Source organism: Brevundimonas sp. Root1279 (assembly GCF_001425945.1).
Classification (GTDB): domain Bacteria; phylum Pseudomonadota; class Alphaproteobacteria; order Caulobacterales; family Caulobacteraceae; genus Brevundimonas.
The window spans coordinates 214,861-226,900 of record NZ_LMEB01000006.1 but is presented as its reverse complement, the minus strand read 5'-3'; the positions used below and the strand labels follow the sequence as shown (position 1 = coordinate 226,900).

Here is a 12,040-nt window from a genome sequence, read left to right as displayed (position 1 = left end):
CCTGTGTGGAAGCAACCTTACGCTGCCTTCCGCGCCGCTCTCGGCAGGTCGTAGCGATCGGCGTTCATGACCTTCACCCAGGCGGCGATGAAGTCCTTGACGAACTTCCCGCCCGCATCGGCCGAGGCATAAACTTCGGCCAGGGCGCGCAGCTGTGAGTTGGAGCCGAACACCAGGTCGGTCCGGGTGGCGGTCCACAGCTCCTCGCCGCTCAGCCGGTCCGTGCCGACGAAGACCTCGTCGCCGCGGTCGTCGACTTCCTTCCAGCCCGTGGCCATGTCGAGCAGGTTGACGAAGAAGTCGTTGGTCAGCTGGCCCGGTCGGTTGGTCAGCACGCCGTGGGTCGAGCCGCCGTGGTTGGCGCCCAGCACGCGCAGGCCGCCCAGCAGAACCGTCATCTGCGGGGCGGTCAGGCCCAACAGCTGCGAGCGGTCGATCAGCAGCTCTTCGGTCGGCACGTTGAAGGCCACGCTGAGGTAGTTGCGGAAGCCGTCGGCGCGGGGCTCCAGCACGGCGAAGCCCTCGACGTCGGTCTGGTCCTGGCTGGCGTCGGTGCGGCCCGGCGTGAAGGGGACCTCGACCCTGTGGCCCGCCGCCAGCGCCGCCTGCTCGATCCCGACGGAGCCGCCGAGCACGACCAGGTCGGCGATCGAGACATTGAAGCCGGACCCGGCCTTGATGTCCTCATAGACCTTCAGAACCCTGGCCAGCTTGGCCGGTTCGTTGACGTCCCAGTCCTTCTGCGGCGCCAGGCGGATGCGGCCGCCGTTGGCGCCGCCGCGGTGGTCCGAGCCGCGGTAAGTCGCCGCCGAGGCCCACGCCGTGGTCACCAACTCGGCGACCGACAGGCCCGAGGCGGCGATCCTGTCCTTCAGCGCCTGTATCTCGGCGACGCCGATGAGCGGGCCTTGGTGCGGCGGGATGGGATCCTGCCAGATCAGGTCTTCGGCCGGCACTTCGGGGCCGATGTAGCGGGCCTTGGGCCCCATGTCCCGGTGGCAGAGCTTGAACCAGGCGCGGGCGAAGGCGTCGGCGAAGGCGGCCGGGTCGTTACGGAATTTCTCCGTGATGACGCGATAGGCGGGGTCGACCTTCAGCGCCATGTCGGCCGTGGTCATCATGGTCGGCACCCGCCGGTGCGGGCTGTGGGCGCCGGGGGCGAGGGTGTCTTCGGGATTGCCCACCGGCTGCCACTGCTTCGCGCCGGCCGGGCTGCGGACCAGTTCGTAGTCGTGGTCCAGAAGCATCTCGAAGAAGGTCATGTCCCAGGTCGTCGGCGTCGGCGTCCAGGCGCCTTCGAGGCCCGAGGTGATGGTGTGGTCGCCCATGCCGCTCTCGTGGCCGGACTGCCAGCCGAGGCCCTGCTGGGCGATGTCCGCGCCCTCAGGCGAGACCCCGACCTTGGAGGCGTCGCCGGCCCCGTGGGCCTTGCCGAAGGTGTGGCCGCCGGCGGTCAGGGCGACGGTCTCCTCATCATTCATGCCCATTCGGCTGAAGGTCTCGCGCATGTCGCGCGCCGACTGAAGCGCCTGGGCGTTGCCGCCGGGGCCTTCCGGATTGACGTAGATCAGGCCCATCTGGATGGCGGCCAGCGGGCTTTCCAGCGCCTTGCCTTCCTCCTCGATGATGCGGGTCTTGTTGTCGGCGTGGCCGACCCACTGTTCCTCGGTGCCCCAGTAGACGTCCTTCTCGGGCTCCCAGACGTCGGCGCGGCCGCCGCCGAAGCCGAACACCGGCCCGCCCATGCTTTCGATGGCGACGTTGCCGGCCAGGATCATCAGGTCGGCCCAGCTGAGCTGGGCGCCGTACTTGGCCTTGATGGGCCAGAGCAGGCGGCGCGCCTTGTCCAGGTTGCCGTTGTCCGGCCAGGAGTTGAGCGGAGCAAAGCGCTGCTGGCCCGCATTGGCGCCGCCGCGGCCGTCGCCGGTGCGGTAGGTGCCGGCCGAGTGCCAGGCCATGCGGATGAAGAAGGGGCCGTAGTGGCCGTAGTCCGCCGGCCACCAGGGCTGGCTGTCGGTCATCAGGGCGGCCAGGTCGCGCTTGAGGCCCTGGTAGTCGATCTTGCTGAAGGCCTCGGCGTAATCGAAGTCGTCGCCCATCGGGTCGCCCGACTTGCCCTGCTGGTGCAGGATTTCAGTCGAGAGGTGGTTGGGCCACCAGTCGCGATTGGTGCGGCCGAGCAGGGTGCGGAGCGCCGCGGGCTCCTTCTTCGGATCGTTGAGGGGAGTCGGGCCGCCGGCTTGTCCGTCCATGATTTCCTCCTGTCGTTATCGGGCAACAGGAGGACCCTAGGCGTCGTTCCCGCGGAGGCAAAATCGATAAACTTTGCTGTTCCGAGAAGGAAAATCTATGACCCATTGGGTCTCCGGCCGGGCGCGAGAGACCTCGGGTTTCACCGGATGGCGCCGCTTCGGGATCGACGCTTCGCTTTCCGTCGGACCAGGAGGGCTCATGGCGACGCTGCGGGACGTGGTTTCGGCGGCCGAGGATCGCGCCGACACGACCAGGGAACAGCGGCTGCTGCTGACCTCGATCGTCGCGGTGGCCGGGATGGCGACGGCGACCATCGCCTTCGGCCTGTGGTCGGGCTCCAGCGCCATCACCTTCGACGGCCTTTACAGCTTCGTCGACGTCGGCATGACCTGGCTGGCTCTGATCATCCTGCGGCTGATCGCGCGCGGCGACGATCGTCGCTTCCAGTTCGGCTACTGGCACCTCGAACCCCTGCTCGGCTTCGTCAACGGGGCGGTGCTGGCCATGGCCTGCGCCTACGCCTTCGCTGACGGGCTGGCGGGCCTGCGCGCGGGCGGAAGGCTGATCGACTTCGGGCCCGGGGCCTGGTTTTCCGGCGTCATGGCGGCGCTCGGCCTGGCCATGTGGCTCTACATCCGCCGCTCGGCCGTCGACCTGCGCTCGGAGTTTCTGGTGATCGATGCGCGCGGCTGGCTGATGGGCGCGGGCCTCAGCGCCGGCCTGTGCGCCAGCTTCCTGATCGCCGGGGCGGTGAGCCGCTCAGGCGCCGCCCATCTGGCGCCCTTCGTCGATCCGACCGTCCTGCTGATCATGTCCCTGGTGCTGCTGCCCTTCCCCCTGATCACCCTGGCGCGGGCCGGACGTGACATCCTGCAGATCGCCCCCACCGGCCTCAGCGACCGGGTGCGCGAGGTCGCCCGCGAGGCGGCCGAGGCCCACGGCTTCGTCGAATCCGGCTCGCACGTGGCGCGCAGCGGCCGTCAGCTGTTTATCGAGATCACCCTGGTCGCCAGGTCCGGCGAGGAGGCGCGCGCCTTCGCCGAGTTGGACGCCATCCGCGACGCCATCTCCGAAGCCCTCGCCGTCGAGGCCCCCGGCCACTGGCTGACCATCGACTTCACCGCCGACCGGCGCTGGCTCTAGCGCCGGTCGGGCGGGCGGGGTCGGCCTAGCGCCCGAACTGGGCGTAGGGGTTGGCGTGCAGGGCGTTGACGATGTCGATGATCGCCCTCTGCCCGCGTACGCTGTTGCCGGCCTCGTCCAGCGGCGGCGCGAAGGTGCCGATGCCGAACTTGCCCGGCGCCACCGCCATCAGGCCGCCGCCGACGCCGCTCTTGGCGGGCAGGCCGGTCTTGAACAGCCATTTGCCGCTGTCGTCATAGAGGCCCGCCGTGGCCATCACCGACAGGATGCCCGGCACCAGCGAGGAGTCGATCACCTGTTTCCCGGTCACCGGGTTGCGGCCGCCGAAGGCGAGAGTCGCGCCCATCACGGCAAGATCCTTGGCCGTGACGTTGATCGAGCAGCCCTTGGTGTAGAGCTCGGTCGCCACCGCCGGGTCCATCGCAAACCGCTCATAGGCGGACATCAGGGAGCCGATGGCGCGGTTGCGCTGGTTGGTGGCGGCTTCGGAGCGATAGACCGGCTCGTTCACCTCCAGTTCGCGGCCGGCGAAGTCGTTGTGGATGCCGATGATCTTGGCCCACACTTCGTCGGGGTCGTTGCCCTGGATGTTGCCGACCGTGGCGATCGCGCCCGGGTTGACGAGCGGGTTCATCTCCTTGCCGCGATACTGTTCGACCGCCTCGATGGAGTTGAACACGCGCCCGGTGGCGTCGACGCCGACGCTGTCGACGATCCGGTCCACTCCCGACTCCTTCATCACCAGGGCCATGTTGAAGACCTTGGAGATCGACTGGATCGAGAACGGCTGTTCGACGTCGCCGGCCGCGTGGATCTGGCCGTCGGCGCCGACGAGGGCGACTCCGAAGAAGGTGGAGGGGACCTCGGCCAGGGCCGGGATGTAGTCGGCGTTCTTACCCTCGGCGAGGGTTCGGTACTGATTGTAGGCCGCGTTGACGGCGGCATCGACATTCGACTGGAAAGCCGGGGCGGCGGAGGCCGTTGAGGCCCCCGCGGTGAAGGTGGACGCGAGCGCGCCCGCGCCGAGCAGGCCCATGGCTGAGCGGCGGCTGGTGTGGATCTGTTCCATTGGAGTTCTTCCGTTCATCGGGAGCTGACCGCAGTCACTCCTTGAAGAAGTCGTTGCTGGAGAAGCTGACCTTGAAGCTGAACTGCAGGCGGATGTCGTCGCCGGTGGCGCCGTCATTGTCGGTCCGCTTGCCCCACAGAAGCTCCGCGCCGGTCATGATGCGCGGGGTGGGGGCCCAGAGAATATTGGCGGACGCGTATTCCCCGCGGTGGAAGGCCCCGGGCTCCTGGAAGTTGGTGTTGTCGACCTGGGTGAAGCTGTAGCCGAAGGCCGAGGTCCAGTGCTCGTTCCAGGCGTAGTCGAGGTAGGCCGTCATGCCGAACAGGGGCACGGCCTGGCCCTCGCCGGTGATGTCGATCAGGCCGGGCGGAATGACCGTGACGGTGATCTGCGGCGCCAGGTCCATGCCGCCGTCGTTCATGTAGCTGGCGATGCCTTCGCCGAAGACCGCGCCGAGGCGGAAGGTCGCCGGCCCCGTCGTATAGGCGGTGCCGAGGTTGATGCCCCAGCCGAGGTCATTGCCGTCCGGTTCATTGTTGGGCGCGCCGACCGTCTCGAAGCCGATCTGACGCAGGATGCCGGACACCTGGGCGTGGCCCCAGTCGCCCTGGTAGCGGAGCTGTCCGGTGACGTCGGGCAGCTTCTCGGTATTGGTCAGGCCCGCGCCGAGGTCAGGGTCGATCTGCCGGATCAGGCCGGCGTCGATGTCGTTGCCCGGCTTCTCGACCGCCACGGCGGCGTAGAAGTCCGGCCGATCCCGGATGATCCAGCGGACCTGCGGGTTGCGCAGGAAGACCATCCCTGTCGGACCCCAGTAGTCGATGGTGTTGGGGAACAGGTCGCCGTCCATGAACAGGCTGTTGGTCTGGCCGGCCAGGATGGGGCCCCACCGTCCATAGGCGTGGCGCAGGCGGAAGGTGGTCTGGCCGGCGTCGACCCCGGTGCCGAACAGGTCGAACTCGAACCGCCCCTCATAGGGTCGCCCACCTGCGTCGCCGCTGGCGCGAACGCCGAGGCGGGACTGTTTGACCGAGATCGAGGTCTGGCCGTCCGAGCCGAAGGCGTCCTCCGTCGTCGGAATCTTGGAAGGTCGGAAAGCGTCCTCCCAGGCCGGGTCGACGCGGTTGACGTCATAGATGACGTCGGCCTGGGCGAAGCCGTAGACTTCGAACTTGTGGCCGTCGTCAGCAAGCAGCGACATCGGCGACCATGGGCGGGGCGCGGACACCGGAATCGTCCGTACGCCGGCGTCGGGCGCATAGACGAGCCTTTGGACCGAGGCGCCTTCGGGCGGGGCGAGCCCCTCCTCGGCCTCCATGGCGGCGACCCGGGCGTTGAGCTCTTCGATCTGAGCCCGCATCGCGCGGATATCCTGGCGACGTCGTTCGTCGTCGCCGTCGGGGGCGGCCGAAGCGGCGGCGGTCACGGGCGCGGCGGTCTGGACGACCTGCGGCTCGGGATCAGCGGCGAGGGCCGGGGATGACAGAGCGGTGGCGCCCAGGCATCCGAGAGCAAAAAGGTAACGCATACGGGAGCCTCCAAGTGTTTGGCTAAGTGCGTTTCCCCCCCGGAAATGGTCGGCAGTCCTTTTGGTGAGCGTCAGAACGAAAGCACGGCGTCAGTGGTGAAGACCCAACCCTTCCCGCCAACCGGATAGGGCACGGACAGGCCGCCCACTGGCGAATCGTCGAGGTAGAGCGCCTGGGTGTTCAGGCGCAGGTTCCGGCGGTGGAGGGGGAACCAGTTGAGCCCGAAGGCGATGTCGCTGGGATCGCCGAACTCGCCCCAGATGTGGGATCCCGAGACATAGGCCTGCAGGGTGTCGCGGATCGGCATGAACGAGGCCTGCACCTGGAAGCCCTGGTCAAACAGCTCGTCGACAGGGAGCGGGCCGTCGGCCTCGAAGTCACGGATCCACCGAGCGTAATATTCGGCTTCAAGGGACCAGCCGCGATATTTCACACCGGCGTGGACGGCCGCCATCTGGTAGGTCGCAGCATCGACCTGAACGCCGTTGCCGAAGGCGTTCGGCGCGAAGATGTTGGTACCGTCGGAGAGCCGGATATAGGAGTTGTCGAAGCCCTCATCCTCGCCCGGCTGACTTTGGGCCGTCTCTGGGCTGCGGGTGAAGCTGGCGCCGAACAGGGTCGCGACTTCCTCATGCCAATCGAAGTCGCCGAAGCCGTTGGCGTACCCGAACTCGCCCGTTGTCGGCATCCACCACGTCGCGACGGATACGGTGCTGAAATCGTCATCCAGTTCGGCGGCGTCGACCCCCAGGGTGCTGAGGTTATTGGCGATGACCGCCTTGTAGTAGAGGCGGTCGACGATCTCGCCCTCGACCCAGAAACCGGACGTATAGGCGCCCCGGAAGAAGTCGTCCGCGATCGTACGGGCATCCACCCTGAGCCAGTGAGGGTAGGTGTAGAGGAGCGATCGCGACGTGGGCAGGGCGATCAGGCCGCCGCCGACGGCGATCTGGTCGTTGAACCTGTACCTAAGGAAGCCCTCGACCACAGTCTGGGCGCCCAGGCCCTGGGATGTGTTCGCGGTCCAGGCGAAGAGAAGCCACTGGAATTTCGGATCGAACAGCCAGCCCTTGAAGGAGATGTTGACCTTCTGGAGTTGAGCCTCCTGGCGGCGGTCGATAGCGAAGGTCCGGCCGAAGCTGTCCGTGTAGCTGTCCTCCAGCCCCATCTGGTTCAGGTAGCGGGCGTAGGTCACCACCGTCATGTCCAGTTCGCCCCAGTCGCCGGCCGCCAGGACGATGCCGCGGTTGGGGTCGTAGATCTCGTCGATGGCGTCGACTATGCGGCCCGCCGGTCCGGTCTTGGGCTCGAGCATCGAGACTGGAGCGTCAGCGGCGCTGGCTTGCTGCTGCGGCGCGACCGGCTGCGGGGGAATGGTGATGCCCGGAACCGTGGCCTGCAGCTCGGTCTCCAGCGCCTGGACGCGCGCGTCGAGCTCGCCCATCTGCGCCGCCATCTGCGCCTTCATGGCGCGGATCTCCTCGAGCTGACGCTCGATGCTCTGGCGCTCGGTGTCGGACACCGCGGGGGCGGCTCCGGCCGGGTCGGTCTGGGTCTGGATCGGCGTCTGCTCCTGGGCCGTGGCCAGGACCGGCCAAGCCGCCAGGGCGAGCGGCGCCAGGGCCGCCAACAGCCGGAAGCGTCCACGGCCCGAATGGCTACCGAACAACATTGGCGGCCTCCCAGGCTCGGACGCGCGTGCGTCCGCCGTCGAAGATGCGTCTGTAGTTGCCGATGCGGATCGCGTGGCTGGTCTCGGGCGTCAGCTCGGCGAAGACCGGATCCCACAAGTGGTAGACCCGCAGCTGCGCCGCCTGGTCGCGCGGCGCGACGTTGTCGGTGCCGAACAGGAAGCGATCCGGGAAGCGGTTGAACAGCTCGGCCGTGCGCCGGATCGAGTCCGGGTTGTCGACCGCGTATTTGGCGACCTCGTCCCACGAGATGTCGAAATAGACGTGGGACAGGGACGGGTCGGCGAGCATGTCCGCAAGGAGATCGGTGTGGGCCTCGCTGCGCTCGACCACATGGTAGGCGCTGCCGCTGGCCTGGGTCGGTCGAACGACCCGACCGAGGCCGGTGTGGGCCCAGATGATCGTCGCGTTCGGGTGCCGGCGCAGCACGTCCTTGGCCTGACGCAGGTAGAGCGGCTCCTGGTCCAGCGGCCCGAACGGGATGTTGATGTCGTTGTGCAGGATCACGACCAATCCGGTCTCGCCCGCGAACTCGAGCAGGCGGTCCAGCGCGGGATTGGTCAGACTGGCGGTCTCGCCGGCGACCTTCGACGAGACGAACTCCTTGTGGATCGAGAACTCCCCGATCCCCGTGAACACCCCCGGAAAGGTCTTCAGCACCCGCTTGATGTGATCCGCCGCATACATGTCGGACGGGTTGAAGCCGGTGATCATCGGATCCAGCCGCGCCCGCTGCTCCGGCGGCAGGGACAGATACTGCTGGGCGATGAAGGCGTCGGTGAAACTGTAATAGTACAGGGGCGCGTCGGACTGCAGGTAATAGGTCGGCGCATAGTCGCCCGAGTTTGCGTAGGCCCAGGTCTGCTGCAGCGGGATGCCGAACAGGGTCGAGCGCTCGACCTTGTCCCCCATGATTTCCAGGTAGGTCCGGATGTCGGTCCCTTCCTGGACGTAGTTCGTCAGATGGAAGTGGGAGTCGCTGAACAGGTAGCCGTCGGGTTCCTGGGCTGCGGCCGATCCGGAGGCCGCCGTGGCGATCGCCGCCCACACGAGCCACAGCGCCGTCGGCCGCTTCCGCTCGCCCTTGGGTAGATCGCCCCCCATTTCAGCTCACCCCGTTCGTTAAACGCTGATCCCACCTGAAGACGTACGCCACGGAGGGCGGGCTCTGAATCCGGTGAAACCCTGATTTCAACGGCAGGCTGTGCCCATTCCTCAACGGTGCGGGGGGCGGACGAAAAACCGGTTCCTGGCCGGCCGGGAACGGTCGCGCCTGCCGCCGGTTGTTCCGGCTTCGCTGGAGGATTCCATGAAGACGCTGATCACGACCGGCCTCGCCGTCGCCGCCCTGGCCGCCCTGTCCGCCTGCGGGGGAAGCGAGGACCGGCCCGAGCCTGAGGGCGAGACCGTCGCCGCCGAGATGCCGCAGACACCCGACATGGGCGCAGCCTCGGACGCCGCCGCGGCCGCCAACGCCGCCGCCGCCCAGGTGGAGGGCCAGACGCCTGCAACCGCCGAGCCCCAGGTCCTGCCGCCGGAACAGCCGGCGACGCAGCCCGCCCCCGAACCGACCGGCTGACGCACTCGCTCTCTGCGGGAACATTTCCAACACCGCCCGGTTGACCTGCGCCGAGCGCGGGAGGGCTCGCCCGGCATGCGCGGACGGGCCGCGCCGGGGCGTGGGATATGAGAGTACTGGTCACCGGAAGCTCAGGCTTCGTGGGCAAGGCGCTGATGCGCGAGCTCGTCGCCCAGGGCCACATCCCCGTCGGCTTCAGCCGCAAGGGCGGGGAAGGGGTGCTCCAGGGCGACCTGCTCGACCCCCACTCGATCGCCGAGGCCCTGCGCGTCGTGCGGCCTGACGTCATCTTCAACCTCGCCGCCGAGACCGACCTCAAGGGTCAGGCCAAGGGCGGCTATGCGGCCAACACGATCGGGGTGAAGAACCTGCTGGACGCCCTGGCCTACGCGCCGTCCGTCAAACGTGTGGTCTGGGCCTCTTCCCAGCTGGTCTGCAAGCCCGGCAAGGTCCCCAAGCACGACACCGACTACGATCCCGAGGGCGGCTACGGCGAAAGCAAGGTCCTGGGGGAGAAGATGGTCCGCAACCGCGACGGGAGCGGCAAGGAGTGGGTGATCTTCCGCTCGACCACCATCTGGGGCCCGGGCATGAGCGACCACTACGCCGCCATCCTCGGCATGATCCGCCGGGGGCTCTATTTCCACGTCGGCGGGCGGCCGCTGATGAAGTCCTACAGCTATATCGACAACCTGGCGGAGCAACTGGTCACCCTGGCCGTCGCGCCGGAGGCCCAGGTCAACCGGCGAACCTTCTATCTGGCCGACAGCGACCCGATCGACCTGCGCGCCTGGGCGAAGGGCTTCGGCCGCCGGTTCCACCGCCCAATCCCGACCATGCCTGCGCCGGTGGCCCGGTCGCTGGCCCGCACCGGCGACGCCCTGACCCGCCGCGGCGTCCGCTTCCCCCTGACCAGCCAGCGCCTCGACAACATGCTGACCGAGTACGTCTACGACGTCAGCCCGATCGAGCAGGTGCACGGCCGCACCCGGGTCGAGATGGACGAGGGCATCGAGCGCACAGCCCGCTGGTATCTCGACCGCGATACAGGTCCGACGGCCCACTGACCCGTCTGCACGGCTTCTGCATGGCCCATCCGCCGAAGCTCCTCCGAGCCTTCCGCCAGGACTGAACCGGCGTACGCGACAAGGACCCCCTCATCGAGGGAGGTTCCATGCTTCACACCCGCCTGTCGCGCGCATCGTTCTGGCTCAAGGTCGGCGTCGCCGTCCTGCTCGCCGTCGCCGCAGAGCGCCTGCTGTTCGATCAGGAGTTCGGAGCCACGATCGGCGCCCACGCTCTGGTCTGGACCGCCTGCGTCCTGGCCGTGCGCCCCGGCCTGCTGCGCGACCGCCGCGCCCTGTTCGCCCTTGTCGCAGCGGTCGGGTTCGGCCTGCTGATGATCGAGCGGCCGGGGCCGCTGGCCTGCCTGCTGTTCGCCCTCAGTCTGACCGTCGCGGTCCTGTCGGCGCGGGTGAAGTCCGGCGATCCCGCCTGGCGCTGGGCGCAGAGGCTGGTCGTCCACGGCGCGGTGATGACCGTCGGGCCCGCCCTGGACCTGTTCAAGGTCAACAGCCTGCCGGCGCGGGCGACGCGCGCCGTTCGTCGGTCGCCCTGGGCCGTCCTGGGCCTCCTCGCCCTGCCGATCATCGGGGGCGCGATCTTCCTGGCCCTGTTCGCGGCGGCCAATCCGCTGATCTCGGACTTCCTCGGCCGCCTGCGCCTGCCGGCGCTGCCCGAGCACGCCGTGCCCCGCTTCATCTTCTTCGGCGCCTGCGCCGTGGCCGTCGCCTCCACCCTGAGGCCGCGCTGGCGCCGCAAGCTGTTCGAGCTGCCGTCGCTGCCGGCCCGCGCCCTTCCGGGCGGAAGCGTCGCTTCGGTGACCCTGTCGTTGCTGGTCTTCAACGCCCTGTTCGCAATCCAGAACGCCCTCGACGTCGCCTTCCTGTGGAGCGGCGCGCCCCTGCCCGGCGACATGGGGCTGGCCGACTATGCCCACCGCGGCGCCTGGGCCCTGATCGTCACCGCCCTGCTGGCCGGACTGTTCGTCCTGGTCTTCCTGCGCCCTGGCTCGGAGACGGCCCGCAAGCCGCTGGTGAAGGGGCTGGTCGTCGCCTGGATCGGCCAGAACATGCTGCTGGTGGCCTCCTCGATCCTGCGCACCGCCGACTATGTCGAGGCCTACGCCCTGACGCGCTTCCGCATCGCCGCCCTGATCTGGATGGTGCTGGTCGGGGTCGGCCTGATGCTGATCTGCTGGCGTCTGCTGCGCAATCACGACGGCCACTGGCTGATCGACGCCAACATCCGGGTCCTGCTGGTCGTCCTGGCCGTCTGCAGCGTCGTCGACTTCGGCTCGATGGCGGCCTGGTGGAACGTCCGCCACGCCCGCGAGGTAGGCGGGCGCGGCGTCGAGCTGGATCTCGGTTATCTGCGCAGCCTGGACTCCTCGGCCCTCGTGTCCCTGGTCGAGCTGGAGCGGGCTCTGCCGGAAAGCGGCTTCCGCGACCGCGTCGCCGCGGTGCGCCGCGAGATCCACGTCGAGACGCGCAACCGGCGCTCCGACTGGCACGGCTGGACATGGCGCGACGCTCGGCGACTGGATCGCGTCGCGGAACTGGCCGCCGATCGCCCCCTCGTCACGCCCCGGCCCGGTCGCCGCGAGTGGGACGGCACGCTCGAGCCCGCGCCGCCGCCGCCGGTCGTCCCGCCGCTGCTCCCGCCCCCGCCGCTCGCGGCTCCCCCGTTGACCTCGGCCCCCGGAGTCTGAACATGG

9 protein-coding genes are annotated in these 12,040 nt (G+C 68.6%); 4 read left to right on the top strand and 5 right to left on the bottom strand.

Going from position 1 to position 12,040, the window contains the following annotated elements:
* Positions 1-17 precede the first annotated feature (17 nt).
* Positions 18-2,252, bottom strand: coding sequence for a catalase/peroxidase HPI (katG, locus tag ASC65_RS09105; protein WP_056451829.1), 2,235 nt, complete (start codon positions 2,250-2,252; stop codon positions 18-20).
* Between the two features lie 199 nt (positions 2,253-2,451).
* Between katG and ASC65_RS09100 the strand changes: the two genes are divergently transcribed.
* Positions 2,452-3,396: a cation diffusion facilitator family transporter gene (locus ASC65_RS09100; RefSeq protein ID WP_056451826.1), complete on the top strand. Its 945-nt coding sequence runs from the start codon at positions 2,452-2,454 to the stop codon at positions 3,394-3,396.
* Positions 3,397-3,421: 25 nt separating this feature from the next.
* Here ASC65_RS09100 and glsA read toward each other — a convergent pair whose 3' ends face one another.
* The 4 genes from glsA to ASC65_RS09080 form a co-directional block, all read right to left on the bottom strand.
* Positions 3,422-4,465 carry a glutaminase A gene (glsA, locus tag ASC65_RS09095; protein WP_056451824.1) on the bottom strand — a complete coding sequence of 348 codons (1,044 nt, stop codon included), beginning with the start codon at positions 4,463-4,465 and terminating at the stop codon, positions 3,422-3,424.
* A 34-nt stretch (positions 4,466-4,499) separates the two neighbouring features.
* Positions 4,500-5,993, bottom strand: a complete 1,494-nt coding sequence (locus tag ASC65_RS09090; RefSeq protein ID WP_200939816.1) for a DcaP family trimeric outer membrane transporter — start codon at positions 5,991-5,993, stop codon at positions 4,500-4,502.
* A 71-nt stretch (positions 5,994-6,064) separates the two neighbouring features.
* Positions 6,065-7,666 (bottom strand): hypothetical protein, encoded by a 1,602-nt coding sequence (locus ASC65_RS09085; protein ID WP_200939815.1) that lies wholly within the window; start codon positions 7,664-7,666, stop codon positions 6,065-6,067.
* The gene (locus ASC65_RS09080; RefSeq protein ID WP_082525959.1) at positions 7,653-8,789 is read right to left on the bottom strand and encodes an amidohydrolase family protein; all 1,137 of its coding nucleotides are present in this window, start codon (positions 8,787-8,789) and stop codon (positions 7,653-7,655) included. Before ASC65_RS09080 ends, ASC65_RS09085 begins: the two co-directional genes overlap by 14 nt.
* 205 nt (positions 8,790-8,994) lie before the next feature.
* Between ASC65_RS09080 and ASC65_RS09075 the strand changes: the two genes are divergently transcribed.
* From ASC65_RS09075 to ASC65_RS09065, 3 genes are all read left to right on the top strand, one after another.
* On the top strand, positions 8,995-9,264 hold the full coding sequence (locus tag ASC65_RS09075; RefSeq protein ID WP_056451822.1) for a hypothetical protein: 270 nt from the start codon (positions 8,995-8,997) through the stop codon (positions 9,262-9,264).
* A gap of 107 nt (positions 9,265-9,371) precedes the next feature.
* Positions 9,372-10,331, top strand: coding sequence for an NAD-dependent epimerase/dehydratase family protein (locus tag ASC65_RS09070; protein WP_082525958.1), 960 nt, complete (start codon positions 9,372-9,374; stop codon positions 10,329-10,331).
* Between the two features lie 107 nt (positions 10,332-10,438).
* Complete coding sequence (locus ASC65_RS09065; RefSeq protein ID WP_056451818.1) at positions 10,439-12,034, top strand: DUF4153 domain-containing protein; 1,596 nt, start codon at positions 10,439-10,441, stop codon at positions 12,032-12,034.
* The last annotated feature ends 6 nt before the right edge of the window (positions 12,035-12,040 follow it).

Excerpts from the sequence above, each read along its gene's own strand:
- ASC65_RS09065 (WP_056451818.1), top strand. The coding sequence starts at position 10,439 with ATGCTTCACACCCGCCTGTCGCGCGCATCGTTCTGGCTCAAGGTCGGC.
- ASC65_RS09075 (WP_056451822.1), top strand. The coding sequence starts at position 8,995 with ATGAAGACGCTGATCACGACCGGCCTCGCCGTCGCCGCCCTGGCCGCC.
- ASC65_RS09080 (WP_082525959.1), bottom strand. The coding sequence starts at position 8,789 with ATGGGGGGCGATCTACCCAAGGGCGAGCGGAAGCGGCCGACGGCGCTG.
- ASC65_RS09100 (WP_056451826.1), top strand. The coding sequence starts at position 2,452 with ATGGCGACGCTGCGGGACGTGGTTTCGGCGGCCGAGGATCGCGCCGAC.
- glsA (WP_056451824.1), bottom strand. The coding sequence starts at position 4,465 with ATGGAACAGATCCACACCAGCCGCCGCTCAGCCATGGGCCTGCTCGGC.
- ASC65_RS09070 (WP_082525958.1), top strand. The coding sequence starts at position 9,372 with ATGAGAGTACTGGTCACCGGAAGCTCAGGCTTCGTGGGCAAGGCGCTG.
- ASC65_RS09090 (WP_200939816.1), bottom strand. The coding sequence starts at position 5,993 with ATGCGTTACCTTTTTGCTCTCGGATGCCTGGGCGCCACCGCTCTGTCA.
- ASC65_RS09085 (WP_200939815.1), bottom strand. The coding sequence starts at position 7,666 with ATGTTGTTCGGTAGCCATTCGGGCCGTGGACGCTTCCGGCTGTTGGCG.
- katG (WP_056451829.1), bottom strand. The coding sequence starts at position 2,252 with ATGGACGGACAAGCCGGCGGCCCGACTCCCCTCAACGATCCGAAGAAG.